We start from the raw sequence: 15,517 nt of genomic DNA, 5'->3' as shown, positions 1-15,517 counted from the left end.
GCCCCGGTCCGAGCCCCGGTCCGAGCTCCGTTCCGAGCACTGCACCAAGTGAGGGAGAACCGATGACGAGCACCACCCTCCGCCCGCGCCTGGTCGTGGTCGGCCACGGCATGGTCGGCCACCGCCTCGTGCAGGCCGCGGTCGAGCGCGGCCTGACCGCCACCCACGACGTGGTCGTGGTGGGCCAGGAGCCGCGCCCGGCCTACGACCGGGTGGCGCTCACGTCGTACTTCGCGGCGTCGGGCCCCGAAGAGCTCTCCCTGCTGCCCTCCGGGTGCTACGACGACCCGGCGGTCGAGCTGCTGCTCGGCACCGAGGTCACCGCCCTCGACCGGGCCGCCCGCACGGTCCGGCTCTCCGACGGGCGGGTGCTTGCCTACGACCAGCTGGTCCTGGCCACCGGGGCGGCGCCGTTCGTGCCGCCGGTGCCGGGGCGCGACCTCGACGGCTGCTTCGTCTACCGCACCATCGAGGACCTCGACGCGATCAGGGAGGCCTCCCGGTCGGCGACGGCCGGGGTCGTGGTCGGCGGCGGGCTGCTGGGGCTGGAGGCGGCCAACGCGCTGGTCCAGCTCGGCCTGGAGACCCACGTCGTCGAGATGGCGCCGCGGCTGATGCCGGTGCAGCTCGACGAGACCGCCGGCGCCACGCTGGTGCGCCACGTCGAGGGGCTGGGGGTGCGCGTGCACACCGGTGTCGCCACCGAGTCGGTGACCGGCGCCGGCCGTGTCGACGGTCTCGCGCTGGCGGGGGGCGAGCGTGTCGATGCCCAGGTCGTGGTGTTCTCGGCCGGTGTCCGGCCCCGCGACTCGTTGGCCCGCGCCGCCGGCCTCGAGGTGGCCGAGCGTGGTGGCGTGCTGGTCGACGAGCAGTGCCGCAGCAGCGACGAACGGGTCTGGGCGGTCGGCGAGTGCGCCGCGCCCGGCGGCCGGATGTACGGGCTGGTCGCCCCGGGCTACGACATGGCCGAGGTGGTCGTCGACGCCCTGCTCGGCGGGCCGGGGCGCTTCGCGGGCGCCGACATGTCCACCAAGCTCAAGCTGCTGGGGGTCGACGTCGCCTCCTTCGGCGACGCCTTCGCCACCACCGAGGGCGCCCTCGAGCTTGTCTTCGCCGACGCGGTCGCGGGGCTCTACAAGAAGCTCGTCGTCAGCGACGACGGGCGGCGGCTGCTCGGCGGGATCCTCGTCGGCGACGCGTCGGCGTACGGCGTGCTGCGGCCGATGGTCGCCAGCGGCATCGACCTGCCCGACAACCCCGAGGAGCTGATCCTGCCCCCCGGGCGCGGCGGGGGCGCCACCGGCGTGGCCGCGCTGCCGCCCGAGGCCCAGGTCTGCTCCTGCAACAACGTCACCAAGGCCACGCTCCTCGAGCGGCTCGACGTGGCACACCCGGGTCCCGACGGCGTCGAGCACCACTGCGAGGACGTCGCGGGGCTGAAGGCGTGCACCGGTGCGGGCAGCACCTGCGGCTCCTGCGTCGGCACCGTCAAGGCGCTCGTCGAGGACCACTTCGCCGCCCAGGGGCGCGAGGTCAGCCGGGCCCTGTGCGAGCACTTCGCGCTCTCGCGCGCCGAGCTCTTCGACGTCATCGCCATCCACGGCTACCGCGGGTTCGACGAGGTCGTGCAGGCCCACGGCACCGGCCGCGGCTGCGACGTGTGCAAGCCGACCGTCGCCTCCGTGCTGGCCAGCCTGGTGAACGAGCACGTGCTCGGCGGGCAGCGCGCGGTGCTGCAGGACACCAATGACGCGTTCCTGGCCAACATCCAGCGCAACGGCAGCTACTCGGTGGTGCCGCGGATCCCGGGCGGCGAGATCACCCCCGACAAGCTCATCGTGATCGGCGAGGTCGCCCGCGACCACGGGCTCTACACCAAGATCACGGGTGGCCAGCGCATCGACCTCTTCGGTGCCCGCGTCGAGGAGCTGCCGGTGATCTGGCGCCGGCTCGTCGACGCCGGCTTCGAGTCGGGGCACGCCTACGGCAAGTCGCTGCGCACGGTGAAGTCGTGCGTCGGCTCGACGTGGTGCCGCTTCGGGGTGCAGGACTCCGTGCAGATGGCCATCGACCTCGAGCTGCGCTACCGGGGCCTGCGGTCGCCGCACAAGCTCAAGGGCGGCGTCTCGGGGTGCGCCCGCGAGTGCGCGGAGGCCCGGTCGAAGGACTTCGGCGTGATCGCCACCGAGAAGGGCTGGAACCTCTACGTCGGCGGCAACGGCGGTGCCTCGCCGGCCCACGCCCGGCTGCTGGCCGGCGACCTCGACGACGAGACGCTGGTGCGCTACCTCGACCGCTACCTCATGTACTACGTGCGCACCGCCGACCGTCTCCAGCGCACGGCGCCCTGGCTCGACTCGCTGGAGGGCGGGCTCGACCGGCTGCGCGAGGTCGTCGTCGACGACGTGCTCGGCCTCGGCAGCGAGCTCGAGGCGGCGATGGCGCGCCACGTCGCGACGTACGTCGACGAGTGGTCGGCGGTGCTCGACGACCCCGACAAGCTGGCCCGCTTCGTGTCGTTCGTCAACGCGCCCGAGACCCCCGACCCGGCCGTGTCGTTCGGCACGGCACGCGACCAGATCGTGCCCTCGGGGCCGGTCGACCTGGGGGCCACGATCCCGGTGGGGGCGCCGGCATGAGCGCCGCGGTTCCCCACGAGGAGCGCCCGCCCGAGGCGGTGGACTGGGTGCCGGTCTGTGCCCTCGCCTCCCTGGCCCGTGAGGCCGGTGTGCCGGCCCTGGTGCGCGGCGAGGCGGTCGCGATCTTCCGCACGCACGACGACCAGGTGCACGCGCTGTCCAACATCGACCCGGTGACCGGGGCCTCCGTGCTCTCGCGTGGGATCATCGGCACACGCGGTGACGAGGTGTTCGTGGCCTCGCCGCTGCACAAGGAGCACTACGCGCTGCGCGACGGCCGGTGCCTCGACGACCCCACCCTGGGGGCCGCCGCCTACGACGTCCGTCTCGTCGGCGGAGAGGTCCAGGTGGGCGGGCGGCGGCCCGAGTGCACGCTGTGACCCCCGGGAAGGCCCTGGCACCAGGCGTCGGACCGGACGCCGACGGGAGGGCCGAGGAGATGGACGAGTCCGGTGGCGGGAGCCTCGACGGCTTCCGGATCGGAGTCACGGCCTCGCGCAAGGTCGAGGAGCAGATCGCCCTCATCGAGCGTCGCGGCGCCGAGGTCGTCTGGGCCCCGGCGCTCTCGAACGACCCCACCCGCGTCGACGACGCGGCGCTGCGCCGGGCGACCGAGGCGGTGGTCGCCCAGCCGCCCGACCTGTTCCTGGCCACGACCGGGGTCGGCATGAAGGCCTGGCTGCGCGCGGCAGAGTCCTGGGGGCTGCGCGAGGAGCTCCTCGACGCCCTGCGCCCGGCCGAGATCCTGGCCCGCGGGCCCAAGAGCGTGGGCGCGCTGCGCGGCGCCGGCCTGCGCGAGCTGTGGGCGCCGGAGTCGGAACTCTTCGAGGACGTGCTCGACCACCTGCGCGGGCGGGACCTGGCGGGCCGGCGGATCGTGGTGCAGGAGCACGGCCAGTCGCTCTCCATGGTCGCGCACGCCCTGCGCCGCCAGGGCGCCGTCGTCGACGTGGTGACCGTCTACCGCGTGGTGGGCGCCGAGGACCCCACGCCCATGTTCCGGCTGGTCGACGAGATCGCCGACGGCGACGTACAGGCCGTCACCTTCACCGCCGCGCCCGCGGTCGCGGCGCTGCTCGACGCCGCCGCCTCGGTGGGGCGGCGCGACGACGTGGTCAGCGCCTTCCAGGCCGACGTGCTCGCTGTGTGCGTCGGCCCGGTCACCGCAGCGGCCTTCGAGCTGTGGGGCGTGCCCACCGTCTACCCCGAGCGCTCCCGGCTGGTCGCGATGGTCAAGCTGCTGGCCAGCGAGCTGCCCTCGCGCCGCTCCGGCCTGGCCGTCGAGCTGGTCGGTGGGCACCAGCTGCTGCTGCACGGGGACAACGTGCTCCTCGACGGCGCCGAGGTGCGGCTCTCGCCCGCACCCGCCTCGGTGCTGCAGGCCCTCGTGGCCAACCCGGGCAACGTCGTCTCGCGCCGCGCCCTCCTGGCCATGCTGCCCAGTGGCACGGCCGGGTCGGAGCACGCGGTCGAGATGGCCGTGGCGCGCCTTCGGGCCGCTCTCGGCACCCGCGCCGTCCAGACGGTGGTCAAGCGCGGCTACCGCCTGGCGGTGGATGCGTGAGTCGTGCGCCCCGCCTCGTCACGGTCGCGCACGGCACCCGCCGCGCCGGCGGCAACGAGACCGCGCGACGCCTGACGGCCGCGGCGGCCGAGCGGCTCGGCGTGCCCGCGACGGCGGCGTACGTCGAGCTGAGCGAGCCGCTGCTCGCCGACGTCGTGGCGAGCCTGCACGGGCCGGCCGCGGTGGTGCCGCTGCTGCTCTCGACCGGCTTCCACGTGCGGCAGGACCTGCCGCAGGCCTGTGCGGGCGCGCCGGCCGGGGTGCCGGTCGCGCTCGGGCGCCCGCTCGGTCCCGACCCGCTGCTGGCCCGTGCCCAGGTCGACCGGCTGGTCGAGGCCGGCGCCGAACCCGGGGCGCCGCTGGTGATGGTCGCGGCCGGCTCCACCGACCTGCGCGCCTGGCGCGACCTGCGCGGCGCCACCCGGCTGCTGGGCCAGCAGTGGGGCGGGCGGGTGCGGCTGACCACGCTCTCGGGCTACGGACGACGGCCCGAGGAGGTCGTCCGGCCGGGGGACGCGGTCTCGGCGTACCTGCTCTCGCCGGGGTTGTTCTCGCGGAAGGTGCGCGAGATGGCCGAGACCGCCGGTGCGGGCTCCTGCGCCGACGTGCTGGGGGAGCACCCGCTGGTGGTCGACCTCGTCGTGGAGCGCGCTCGCGCCCTGCTGGGGGAGGCGGGGTCTCAGCCGGGGCGGTGCAGGTAGACGCGGAGCCGCGTCGCGCGGCCCTCCCCGACGCCGTTCGTCGCGCGGATCCGGAACGTGTGCCAGCCCGGCTCCAGGCCGAACCACGCCAGGCGGGTGTCCGGGGTCGACGGGACGCCACCCACCGTCCACCTGTCCTCCCGGCCGTGCTGCACGCGGTAGCGGTGCACGTACGAGCCGTTCTGCTCGGCGTCGGCCCAGCGCAGGACGAAGCCGCCGCGGCGCGGCCGCTCGGGGGCGCGCAGCTCGCCGGGGCGCCCCGGGGGCTCGGCACCGACCACCGTCGTGGTGCGCGAGGTCTCGTTGCCGGCCAGGTCGCGCGCGTAGAAGGTCACCTGGTGCTCGCCCTGCGGCACACCGACCACCATCGCGTAGTCCACCTCGTAGACCACGTCCTGGCCGGGCGCGTGGAACCAGCCGTGCGGCTCGAACCCCGACCCGTCGTCGTAGACCCGCTCGGCCACCGGCTCGCCGTCGAGGAGCGCGCCCAGCACGGCCAGGTCGTCGCCCTCGTCGAGCCACCCCGCGACGTACGCCGCCTGGCGCTGGCACGGCTCCGACCCGAAGCACGGGTCGAGGTCGATCTGCGGGGGAGTGGTGTCGGCGGGTGGTTCCTCCTGCGCCGCGACGGCGGGGCTGGCGGCGACGGGGCTGGCCGCGACGAGGCCGAGCAGGGTGAGCGCGGGCGCGGTGACGCACAGCAGCAGGGCGGCGGGGAGGGTCCGGGAGGGCACGGCGTCATCCTCGCACCAAGGTCGTGTCCTGGGTCGTGGTTCCGGTCGTGGTTCCGGTCGTGGTTTCGGTCGTGGTCTGGGTCGTGTGTCCCCGGACGCGCCAGACCGCGTCCACGGGCCACGACCCGAGCCACGACCCGAGCCACGACCCGGACCACGACTCAGCCGTAGTGGACCGCCACCCGGTGCCCGCGCACCGTCTCGACGTGCACGTCGACGCCGTAGAGACCGTGCAGCACCTCGGGGGTGATGACCTCGGCGGGCGGGCCCTGGGCCACCACCCGTCCGCCGGCCATGGCGACGATCTCGTCGGCCCAGCGCGAGGCGAAGTTGATGTCGTGCAGCACCACGACCACGCGGGTGCCGAGGGTGTCGGCGGCGGTGCGCAGCATCCGCATGATCGCCACCGCGTGCGCGAGGTCGAGGTTGTTGAGCGGCTCGTCGAGCAGGAGGTACTCGGTCTGCTGGGCCAGGGCCATCGCGATGAACGCCCGCTGGCGCTGCCCGCCGGAGAGCTGGTCGAGGAAGCGGTGCGAGAGCCCACCGAGCTCGAGGCGCGACAGCACCTCCTCGACCACCGCGACGTCGTGGCTGGTGGGTCGGCCCCGCGAGTGCGGGAACCGGCCGAACATGACCAGGTCGCGCACGGTCAGCCGGGCCGCCAGGTCGTGCTCCTGGCGCAGCACCGCCAGCACCGTGGCCAGCTCGCGCGAGCCGGTGCGGTGCACGTCGCGCCCGCCCACGTGCACGGTGCCGCGCTCGGCGGAGAGCAGCCGGGCGACCACCGAGAGCAGCGTCGACTTGCCGGCCCCGTTGGGTCCGATCAGCGCCGTGACGCCGGGCCCCGCGAGGTCGAGGGTGACGTCGTCGACGACCGCGGTGTCGTCGTACTGCTTGGTCAGCGAGCGGACGGTGATCACCGGCGGGACCTCCTGAGGACCAGGGCGAGGAAGAGCACGCCGCCGGCGAAGTCGATGATGATCGACAGCCCGGTGGCGTAGGAGAAGACGCGTTCGAGGAGCAGCTGGCCCAGCACCAGCGTGACCACGGCGAGGGCTGCGGCGGTGGGCAGGCTGTGGCGGTGCCGGTGGCCCACGACCCGGTAGGCCAGGTGGGCCACGAGCAGCCCGAAGAACGTGATCGGCCCGACCAGGGCGGTGGAGACCGAGACGAGCACGGCGACGGCCACCAGCACGCCCATCACCGTGCGGCGGTGGTCGACGCCCAGGCTGGTCGCGACCTCGCGGCCCAGCGCCAGCACGTCAAGGGTCGCCCGCAGGCGGAAGACGGCCGCCAGGGTGAGCCCGACCGCGATGGCGGAGAGCCCGAGCAGGGTCTCGTCGACGGTGTTGAAGGAGGCGAAGAAGGAGTCCTGCAGCACCGCGAACTGCGTGGGGTCGAGCATCCGCTGCAGCAGGCTGGTGACGGAGCGGAAGAGGGTGCCCACGACGATGCCCACGAGCACCAGCACGTGCAGGTCGCGCCGCGCCCCGACGAACAGCCACTGGCTCAGCAGCGCCACCACGACGACCATCAGCGTGGTCTCGAGCGCCCACAGGGCCCGGGCGCCGTCGGCGCTGGTGACGGCGTTGGCGCCGGAGCCGACCGTGAAGACCACCAGGGTGGCGATGAGCAGGTGCAGCGCGTCGAAGCCCATGATCCCCGGCGTCAGGATCGTGTTGGCCGTGACGGTCTGGAAGAGCACCGTCGAGACCGCCACGGCGACCGCGACCAGTGCCAGCGCCGCGACCTTGCGGGCGCGCAGCTCGAGCACGTACTCCCACGCGCTCGGCAGGTCCCAGAGCACGAACACCGCGCAGACGACGAGCGCGGCCAGCACGCTGAACCCGGTGAGCAGCCGGGCGCGGCGCTCCGAGTCGTCGCGCGGGGCAGCGGCGTACGCCGCCGCGGGCGCGGTCTCAACCGACACGGGACGATCCCTTCAGCAGCAGCACGAGGAACACGACGCTGCCCACGACGCCGACGACGACGCCCAGCGGGATCTCGTAGGGGTGGCGCAGGGTCCGGCCCAGCACATCGCAGACCAGCACGAAGCCGGCGCCGACCAGCGCGACCCACGGGATGCTGCGCCGCACGTGGTCGCCCAGGAAGAGCCGCACCACGTTGGGCACGACCAGGCCCAGGAACGGGATGACGCCGGCCGTGGTCACGACCACTGCGCTGACCAGCGCCACCACCACCAGCCCGGTCATCAGTACCCGGCGGTGGTCGACGCCCAGGCCGGTGGCGACCTCGGCGCCCAGCCCGGCGATGGTGAACCGGTCGGCCACCACCCATGCGACCACGGCCAGCACCCCGGCCACCCAGAGCAGCTCGTAGCGACCGCGGAGGATGCCGGAGAAGTCGGCGGTGGTCCAGGCGAGCAGCGACTGCACCAGGTCGAAGCGGTAGGCCACGAACGAGGAGGCCGCGCCGACCACGCCGCCGAACATCAGGCCGACCAGCGGCACCATGACGGGCGAGCGCAGCGGCATCCGGCTCAGCAGCGCCAGGAAGACGCCGGTGCCGGCGAGAGCGAAGACGCTGGCCACCCCGGCCTTGGCGATCAACGGCAGCCCCGGCGCGTAGAGCATCACCACGACCAGCCCGAGCGTGGCGGAGTCGACGGTGCCGGCGGTGCTCGGGTCGACGAAGCGGTTGCGCACCAGCACCTGCATGATCAGGCCCGCGATCGACAGCGAGACCCCGGCCAGGACCAGCGCGGTGGTGCGCGGGCCGCGGCTGACCGCGACCAGCTCCCACGCGTCGGAGTCACCGCGCAGCAGCGCGGCGGGGGAGACGTCGCTGACGCCTACGAAGAGGCTGAGCAGGGCCAGGGCCGCGACCACCGAGGCGCCGAGCAGCAGCGGCGCCGCGGCACCCCACCGGCCCCGGCGCGCGCGGCGTACGGCGGGGCTCGGGGCCGGTGGGGGCGAGGGGGTCGTGGCGGTCACCACCGAGCCGGGTGCTGCGTTCAGGACGCGAGCCCGTCGGCCACGTCGGAGACCATCGTGGCGGTGGCGGTCAGACCGCCGCTGACGATGTACCAGGCCATCGGGTCGAGCTGGACGACCTGGTCCTGCGACCAAGCGGTGGTGCGCGCGACCAGGTCGTTGTCGAGCACCTGCTCGGCCGACTCGCCGGAGGTCTCGCCGATGGCGACGTCGCGGTCGACGACGAACAGCCAGTCGGGGTCGGCCTCGGCGACGAACTCGAACGACACCGGCTCGCCGTGGGTGGCCGAGTCGATGTCGACGGCCGGCTCGACGCCGAGCACGTCGTGCACCAGGCCGAAGCGCGAGCCGGCGCCGTACGCCGACACCTCGCCGGCGGAGGTCATCACGATCAGCCCGGTGCCGGCCTCGGAGCCTGCGGCGCGGGTCTCCTCGACGTCGGCCTGGAGGTCGGCCAGGGCGTCCTCGGCGGCGTCCTCCTCGCCGATGATGGTGGCCAGGGAGCGCACGTTGCGCTCGACCGAGCCCAGGTAGTCGGCCTCGTCGGTCGACAGGTCGATGGTCGGGGCGATCTCCTCGAGGTCGGGCATCGCCTCGAGGCTGCGGCCGGTCACGATGATCAGGTCGGGGTCGATCTCGGCGACCGCCTCGAAGTCGGGCTCGAAGAGGCTGCCGACGACCGGGGCGTCGGAGTAGGCCGAGAGGTAGTCGGGCATCGCGAACTCGGGCACGCCGGCGACCTCGCCGCCCAGGGTGTCGATGGTGTCGAGCACGCCGATGTCGTAGGTGATGACCGTCTCGGGCTCGCGCGGCACCTCGACGGGCCCCTGCGCGGTCTCGACGGTGACAGTGGCGGCGCCCGTGTCGGTCGCGGTCGTGTCGTCGCTGCCGCAGGCGGTCAGGACGAGGGCGCTGGGCAGGGCGAGGGCGACGAGGGCGACCGAGGTCGGTCGGGGGCGGCGCAGGGTCATCGAGTACTCCGTCTAAGAGGTGAGGCTTACCTTAGTAAGGCTAGCCTTAACGACGCCGGTCGTGCTCGCGGGTCCCGGTTGCCGGACGAATCGGGTCGTGGCCTGGGTCGTGGCTCGGGTCGTGTGCCTGCGGACGCGGTATGGCGCGGCCAGGGAGCACGACCCGGACCACGACCCGGACCACGACCCGGGAAGGGCTGGCGGGCGGGAGTCAGCCCCGGTCGAGGTCGAGCGCCTCGGGGGTGTGCAGGCGCACCATGAAGCGGCGCACGTGCAGGGGGGCTCGGCCGCGGGTGGCGCGGCTGACGGCCACCATCACCAGGAACGACAGCGGCACGCTCCACGCCGCCGGACGCCGCAGCAGCACCTCGACCCACCCGTCGGCCCACCCGGGGAAGAGCGTGAGCACCGCGGCCAGGCCCGAGCCGAGGCCGCCGGCGGCCAGGCCGGCCAGCGCGCCGGCGGCGGTGAGCCCGCGCCACCAGATGCCCAGCAGCAGCAGCGGGCAGAAGGTCGAGGCCGAGACCGCGAAGGCCAGCCCCACGGTCGTGGCCACCCCCACCTGCGACTCCGTGAGCGAGACCGTCGCCGGCACCACCACCGCCAGCACCGCACCGACCCGGAAGGCCGCGACCCCGCCCAGGCGCCGGCCGGCGTAGGTGCGCCCGGTGACGTCCTGGCTCAGCACCCCGGCCACCGCGATGGCCAGCCCCGACGACGTCGACAGGAACGCCGCGAAGGCGCCGCCCACGACCAGCCCGGTCAGCACGTCGCCGCCGAGGCCGGGCAGCATCAGCCGCGGCAGCTCGAGCACCAGCACGTCGGAGCGGCCGCTGGCGGCCAGCTCGGCGGCGTACACGCGCCCGAGCGCGCCGTAGACCGGCGGCACCATGTAGAAGACGCCGATCAGCACCAGCACCACCAGCGTCGTACGCCGCGCGGCGCGGCCGTCGGGGTTGGTGTAGAAGCGCACCACCACGTGCGGCAGGCCCATGGTGCCCAGGAACGTGGCCACGATCAGCGAGTAGGTCAGGTAGAGCCCCATCGACCCCGACTCGGCCAGGGGGCTCGACCACGACAGCGACCCGCCGGGCTCCGACGAGCCGGCGGCGGGGCCGGGGCGTCCGTCGCCGGCCCACACCACGAGGAGCACGGCGGCCGGGACCAGCAGCGCGGTCAGCTTGAGCCAGTACTGGAAGGCCTGGACCAGCGTGATCGAGCGCATCCCGCCGCTGATGACGTTGATCAGCACCACCGATCCCACGACCAGCGAGCCCAGCCAGGTGGGGCCGCCGACGGCGCTGGCCAGGGTGATGCCGGCGCCGTGGAACTGCGGCAGCAGGTAGAGCCAGCCGATCGCCACGACCAGCAGCGAGCAGGCCCGGCGCACCGCCTGCGAGTCGAGGCGGGCCTCGGCGAAGTCCGGCAGCGTGTAGGCGCCCGAGCGGCGCAGCGGGGCCGCCACAAGCGTCAGGAGCACCAGGTAGCCGGCGGTCCAGCCCACGGGGTACCAGAGCATGTCGGCGCCGAAGGTCAGCAGCAGCCCGGCGACGCCGAGGAACGAGGCCGCCGAGAGGTACTCCCCGCTGATCGCCGAGGCGTTCATCCGCGGGCGCACCGTGCGCGAGGCGACCATGAAGTCGCTGGTGGTGCGCGAGAACCGCAGGCCGTAGGTGCCGATCGCGAGGGTGGCCACGCTGACCAGGACCAGCGCGACGATGCCCGGGGCGGCGCCGAGGCCGGGGCTCACCGCCGCCGCCTGCGCTCGGGGGTCGGGCCGGGGGTCGGTCCGGGGGCGCGCCCGGCCTCCATCAGCTCCACGAAGGCGTCCTCGTTGCCCTCGGCGCGCCGCAGGTAGCGCCAGCCCAGCAGCACCAGGAACGGGTAGGCCAGCACCCCGAGCAGCAGCCAGGCCAGGGGCAGCCCCAGCACCTGCACGTCGGTCAGCCCCGGCACCAGCAGGAAGAGCACCGGCACCAGGCCCAGCCCCAGGCCCAGCGCCACCAGGGTGCGCACCGCCAGCCACAGCTGCTCGCGCAGCAGCGATCCCAGGTAGACCGCGCCCAGCGGGGTCTCGGCGTCGACCTCGCGGGTGCGCGCCAGCGGCGTACGCCGCCTCGGCGGGCCGGTGACCCGCACCCGGGCCGGCGGCTCGTTCACCTGCGCCCCCCGACGGGACCCGCGCCCACGACCGGCTGCGTGCTCACGACTGGCCCCGGCGCAGCAGCAGGTCGCGCAGCTGGCGGGTGTGGCGCCGGCTGACGCCCAGCTCGACCCCCGGCCCGCCGCCAGGACCTCCGGGGCCGCTGACCACGACCGAGCAGCGTCCGGCGTCCATCCGCACCTCCTGGACGTGGGCCAGCGCCACCAGCAGCGAGCGGTGGATGCGCACGAACCCGGCGGGCGCCCACTCCTCCTCCAGGGTCGACAGGGCGGCGCGCACCAGGTGGGAGCCGCCGGCGGTGTGCAGGCGCACGTAGTCGCCGTGGGCCTCGACGTGGGTCAGCTCGGAGCGGTGCACGAAGCGGGTCACCCCGCCGAGCTCGACGGGGATCTGGAGGTCCTGCTCGCCCACGGGTCGCACGTCGCCGCCGCCCACGCGGCGTACGGCCTCGGCGAGCCGCTCGGCCCGCACCGGCTTGAGCACGTAGTCGACGGCCTGCAGGTCGAAGGCGTCGACGGCATGGCCCTCGTGGGCGGTGACGAAGACGATCGCCGGCGGCTGCCGGAAGCGGGTGAGCACCTGGGCGAGCTCGAGGCCGTTCAGCCCGGGCATCTGGATGTCGAGGAAGAGGGCGTCGACCTCCTGCTCCTGCAGCACCCGCAGGGCGTCCGTGGCCGAGTCGCAGGTCAGCACCTCCCCGACCCGCTCGTCGCGCTGCAGCAGGTAGGCCAGCTCGTCGAGGGCGGGGCGCTCGTCGTCGACGACCAGCACCCGCATCCGCGACCCGCTGCTCACGCGTGGACCCCCGGGGCGAACTTCGGCAGCCGCACCACGACCTTGGTGCCGGCGCCGGGCGCGGTCTCGACGACCAACCCGTGGTCGTCGCCGTAGACCGCGCGCAGCCGGCCGTCGACGTTGCCCAGGCCCACCGAGTCGAGCGACTGGTCGCCCGCGAGCACCCGCCGGATGTGCTCGGGGTCCTCCCCGGCGCCGTCGTCCTCCACCTCGATCACGCACTCCTGCCCCTGGTCGATGGCCACGATCCTGATGTGCCCGCCGCCCTCGGCGGACTCCAGGCCGTGCCGCACCGCATTCTCGACCAACGGCTGGATGCAGAGGAAGGGAACGGCGACGCTGAGCACCTCGGGGGCCACCGAGAGGGTCACGCGCAGCCGGTCGCCGAAGCGGGCCTGCTCGAGCAGCAGGTAGCGCTCCACGGAGCGCAGCTCCTCGGCCAGGGTGGTGAACTCGCCGTGGCGGCGGAAGGAGTAGCGGGTGAAGTCGGCGAACTCCAGCAGCAGCTCGCGCGCCCGGTCGGGGTCGGTGCGCACGAAGCTGGCGATCGCCCCGAGGGAGTTGTAGACGAAGTGCGGGCTGATCTGGGCCCGCAGCGCCCGCACCTCCGCCTCCATCAACCGGGTGCGCGAGGTGTCGAGCTCGGCGAGCTCGAGCTGGCCCGAGACCCAGCGGGCCACCTCGTCGGCCGCGCGCACCAGCCCGGCGGAGGCGAAGGGGCCGAAGACCTGCAGGGTGCCGATCACCCGGTCCTCGACCACCAGCGGGCTGATCACCGCTGCCCGCACCGGGCAGGAGCCCTGCTGGCCCTCGGCGCACGGCAGCTCGCGGCGCGCCACCACCTGGGTGCCGCTGCGCGCCAGCGCCTCGGTGGCCAGGCCCGGCACCTGCCCGGCGTGGTGCTGCCCGGCGCCGTCCCAGGCCAGCAGGTCGGCGGTGTCGCTCAACGCGATGGCGGGCGAGCCCAGCAGCGCGTGCAGGTGCTTGACGGAGCGCTCGGCGCTGTCGCGGGTCAGCCCGGCGCGCAGGGCCGGGGCCGCCAGCGAGGCGGTGTGCAGGGTGCGGAACGTGGCGCGGTCGGCGTCGGAGCCCAGGTGCGTACGCCGCCACGGGCGCGGCAGGCGTGCCACCGCGGGACCTCGCCGCTCAGCCCCTGCTCATCGGAAGTCGATGAGCAGCATCGAGGTGTCGTCGTCGCCGACCGAGGGCCAGGGTGCCTTGGTGACCTCGTCCTCCACCCGGGGGATGCTGCCGGTGGTGACCGTCCACGGCGGGTCCGACTGCTGGGTGTCGTCGAGGGTGCGCCCGGGGTGCCGACCGGGCTCGTGCGCCGGGGCCGGGGCGGCCAGGGGGCGGACCCGGGCCCGGAAACAGGAGGTCAGGTAGGGCAGCTGCATGCCGTCCATGCCGCGGCCGTAGTCGTCGTAGAGCGCCAGCACGTCGGTGAGCAGCCGCTCGCGCTCGGGCGCCTCGAGGGTCGAGACGCTCGACAGCGAGCAGACGTAGTCGAGGATCGACTCGCGGTCGAGGACCTGCCAGTGCTTGGCGGTGTGCTCCTCGGCGTCGTCGAAGAGGTCGCTGTCGGCCAGCGGGCGGGTCAGCTCCTCGAGCGGGTGCTCGGGGCCCAGGATGCGGCCGAGCTTGCGCACCCACGGGATCCGCACGTCGCGCTGGTGCCAGACCAGGGAGAGGTGCCCGCCGGGCTTGAGGACACGGGCGATCTCGGGCAGCGCCCGGTCGTGGTCGAACCAGTGGAAGGACTGCGCCGCGACCACGACGTCGTACCCGCGGTCGGCCGCCGGCAGCTCCTCGGCGCCCGCGAGGCTGGTGCGCACCCCGGGCAGCCGCTCGCGCAGCACGGCCAGCATCTGCTCGTCGGGATCGGTGGCGTGCACGACGTGGCCCAGACCCACGAGCTGCTCGGTGAGCCGGCCGGTGCCGGCGCCCAGCTCGAGCACCGTCAGGGCGCCGCGCTGCTCCCCGCCGCCCAGCCAGGCCGCGACGTCTCGCGGGTAGGTCGGCCGGCCCCGGTCGTAGGCCGACGCCACCTGCCCGAAGGAGCGCGCGTGCGGGAGGAGGTCACTCATCGGGTCGAGCGTATCGGCTGGATACCCTCGACGCCGTGACCACCGATCCGTTGTCCTGGCTGGTGTCGCTCGAGGGTGTGCCCAGCGGCCTGGCCGCCGCCCGCGACGGCATCGACGTCGTGCTGCGCGACCGCGGGCTGCGGCGCACCAGCCCCGAGACCACGGGGGAGTCGCTGCTGCGCGGTGCGCACGCCAGCGCCACGCTCGAGGGCTCGACCTCGACGCTGGCCCAGGTGCGCGCCGGCGAGGGCGACGCCGTCGCCCAGGACGCGCTGCGCCTGTCGACCGAGCTGCTCTCGCTGGTGCCCACGCTGGGCCGCTCGCCCCTGCAGGCGCTGGCCCGGCTGCACGCCCTCGCGTCCGCCTCGAGCCTGCCCGCCGAGCAGCGGGGCCGGCCCCGCGACGCCGAGTCGGCCGGCCGGCTGCGCGACCTCGCCGACCTGATCACCTCCGGCGCCGGCTCGCCCGGGCTCCTGGTGGCCGCGGTGGTGCACGCCGACCTGGCCACCGCCGCCCCGTTCGCCTCCCACAACGGCCTGGTCGCCCGCGCCGCCGAGCGTCTCGTGCTGGTCGCGCGCGGCGTCGACGAGAAGTCGCTGGTGGTGCCCGAGGCCGGCCACCTGGCGCTGCGCGAGGCCTACGAGTCGAACCTGCGCGGCTACGCCACCGGTGGCGACGCCGGCGTGCACTCCTGGCTGCTCTACGCCACCGAGGCGTACGCCGCCGCCGCCGAGGCGTCGCCGTTGCGGCGGCCCGCGGAGGGCTGAGGCCTCTCTTGCTGGAGGCCGGGGGCCGGTGTGACCCACCGGCGACCGGTGTCTCGACACGCGCGTCGCGGCCTCGTTCCTCGGCCGCGGCGCTTGCTCGACCCTTGCCAGGTCCGGCGCCCCGCCGGCGAATGCCGGCGG

15 protein-coding genes are annotated in these 15,517 nt (G+C 74.6%); 5 read left to right on the top strand and 10 right to left on the bottom strand.

Annotated features, from left to right (window positions below):
- Nucleotides 1-62 precede the first annotated feature (62 nt).
- From nirB to ABKW28_RS07310, 4 genes are read left to right on the top strand one after another with little or no spacing between them, the layout of a single operon-like run.
- Nucleotides 63-2,639: a nitrite reductase large subunit NirB gene (nirB, locus tag ABKW28_RS07325; protein ID WP_348607766.1), complete on the top strand. Its 2,577-nt coding sequence runs from the start codon at nt 63-65 to the stop codon at nt 2,637-2,639.
- On the top strand, nt 2,636-3,019 hold the full coding sequence (nirD, locus tag ABKW28_RS07320; protein ID WP_348607763.1) for a nitrite reductase small subunit NirD: 384 nt from the start codon (nt 2,636-2,638) through the stop codon (nt 3,017-3,019). The genes nirB and nirD overlap by 4 nt, the downstream gene beginning before the upstream one ends.
- A gap of 59 nt (nt 3,020-3,078) precedes the next feature.
- Nucleotides 3,079-4,203, top strand: a complete 1,125-nt coding sequence (locus ABKW28_RS07315) for a uroporphyrinogen-III synthase (RefSeq protein WP_193669664.1) — start codon at nt 3,079-3,081, stop codon at nt 4,201-4,203.
- Entirely contained in the window at nt 4,200-4,904 is a 705-nt protein-coding gene (locus ABKW28_RS07310; RefSeq protein ID WP_348607760.1) for a CbiX/SirB N-terminal domain-containing protein, read from the top strand. Before ABKW28_RS07315 ends, ABKW28_RS07310 begins: the two co-directional genes overlap by 4 nt.
- Here ABKW28_RS07310 and ABKW28_RS07305 read toward each other — a convergent pair.
- The 10 genes from ABKW28_RS07305 to ABKW28_RS07260 all read right to left on the bottom strand — a co-directional run bounded on the left by ABKW28_RS07305 (nt 4,883) and on the right by ABKW28_RS07260 (nt 14,609).
- A complete protein-coding gene (locus ABKW28_RS07305) occupies nt 4,883-5,638 on the bottom strand; it encodes a fibronectin type III domain-containing protein (protein ID WP_348607757.1) in 756 nt (251 codons plus the stop codon). The genes ABKW28_RS07310 and ABKW28_RS07305 overlap by 22 nt on opposite strands.
- A gap of 161 nt (nt 5,639-5,799) precedes the next feature.
- A complete protein-coding gene (locus ABKW28_RS07300; protein ID WP_193669661.1) occupies nt 5,800-6,558 on the bottom strand; it encodes an ATP-binding cassette domain-containing protein in 759 nt (252 codons plus the stop codon).
- On the bottom strand, nt 6,555-7,568 hold the full coding sequence (locus ABKW28_RS07295) for an iron chelate uptake ABC transporter family permease subunit (protein WP_204797186.1): 1,014 nt from the start codon (nt 7,566-7,568) through the stop codon (nt 6,555-6,557). The genes ABKW28_RS07300 and ABKW28_RS07295 overlap by 4 nt, the downstream gene beginning before the upstream one ends.
- Nucleotides 7,558-8,592 carry an iron chelate uptake ABC transporter family permease subunit gene (locus tag ABKW28_RS07290; protein WP_204797185.1) on the bottom strand — a complete coding sequence of 345 codons (1,035 nt, stop codon included), beginning with the start codon at nt 8,590-8,592 and terminating at the stop codon, nt 7,558-7,560. The genes ABKW28_RS07295 and ABKW28_RS07290 overlap by 11 nt, the downstream gene beginning before the upstream one ends.
- Before the next feature lie 20 nt (nt 8,593-8,612).
- Nucleotides 8,613-9,563 (bottom strand): siderophore ABC transporter substrate-binding protein, encoded by a 951-nt coding sequence (locus ABKW28_RS07285; RefSeq protein ID WP_193669660.1) that lies wholly within the window; start codon nt 9,561-9,563, stop codon nt 8,613-8,615.
- Between the two features lie 211 nt (nt 9,564-9,774).
- The gene (locus ABKW28_RS07280; RefSeq protein WP_204797184.1) at nt 9,775-11,313 is read right to left on the bottom strand and encodes a cation acetate symporter; all 1,539 of its coding nucleotides are present in this window, start codon (nt 11,311-11,313) and stop codon (nt 9,775-9,777) included.
- Nucleotides 11,310-11,723, bottom strand: a complete 414-nt coding sequence (locus ABKW28_RS07275; protein ID WP_348607754.1) for a hypothetical protein — start codon at nt 11,721-11,723, stop codon at nt 11,310-11,312. Before ABKW28_RS07275 ends, ABKW28_RS07280 begins: the two co-directional genes overlap by 4 nt.
- 43 nt (nt 11,724-11,766) lie before the next feature.
- Nucleotides 11,767-12,522 (bottom strand): LytTR family DNA-binding domain-containing protein, encoded by a 756-nt coding sequence (locus ABKW28_RS07270; protein WP_348607751.1) that lies wholly within the window; start codon nt 12,520-12,522, stop codon nt 11,767-11,769.
- Entirely contained in the window at nt 12,519-13,652 is a 1,134-nt protein-coding gene (locus tag ABKW28_RS07265; protein ID WP_193669658.1) for a histidine kinase, read from the bottom strand. The genes ABKW28_RS07270 and ABKW28_RS07265 overlap by 4 nt, the downstream gene beginning before the upstream one ends.
- 27 nt (nt 13,653-13,679) lie before the next feature.
- Nucleotides 13,680-14,609, bottom strand: a complete 930-nt coding sequence (locus tag ABKW28_RS07260; RefSeq protein ID WP_348607748.1) for a class I SAM-dependent methyltransferase — start codon at nt 14,607-14,609, stop codon at nt 13,680-13,682.
- 35 nt (nt 14,610-14,644) lie between these two features.
- Between ABKW28_RS07260 and ABKW28_RS07255 the strand changes: the two genes are divergently transcribed.
- Nucleotides 14,645-15,376, top strand: a complete 732-nt coding sequence (locus tag ABKW28_RS07255; protein WP_348607745.1) for an oxidoreductase — start codon at nt 14,645-14,647, stop codon at nt 15,374-15,376.
- Nucleotides 15,377-15,517 lie beyond the last annotated feature (141 nt).

It is taken from the genome of Nocardioides sp. 31GB23 (assembly GCF_040012395.1).
GTDB lineage: Bacteria > Actinomycetota > Actinomycetes > Propionibacteriales > Nocardioidaceae > Nocardioides > Nocardioides salarius.
Note: the sequence above shows the minus strand (reverse complement) of the source record. Positions and strands in the feature narration are given on the sequence as shown.

Coding starts and splice junctions, on each gene's coding strand:
- nirD (WP_348607763.1), top strand. CDS start 2,636: ATGAGCGCCGCGGTTCCCCACGAGGAGCGCCCGCCCGAGGCGGTGGAC.
- nirB (WP_348607766.1), top strand. CDS start 63: ATGACGAGCACCACCCTCCGCCCGCGCCTGGTCGTGGTCGGCCACGGC.
- ABKW28_RS07315 (WP_193669664.1), top strand. CDS start 3,079: ATGGACGAGTCCGGTGGCGGGAGCCTCGACGGCTTCCGGATCGGAGTC.
- ABKW28_RS07260 (WP_348607748.1), bottom strand. CDS start 14,609: ATGAGTGACCTCCTCCCGCACGCGCGCTCCTTCGGGCAGGTGGCGTCG.
- ABKW28_RS07285 (WP_193669660.1), bottom strand. CDS start 9,563: ATGACCCTGCGCCGCCCCCGACCGACCTCGGTCGCCCTCGTCGCCCTC.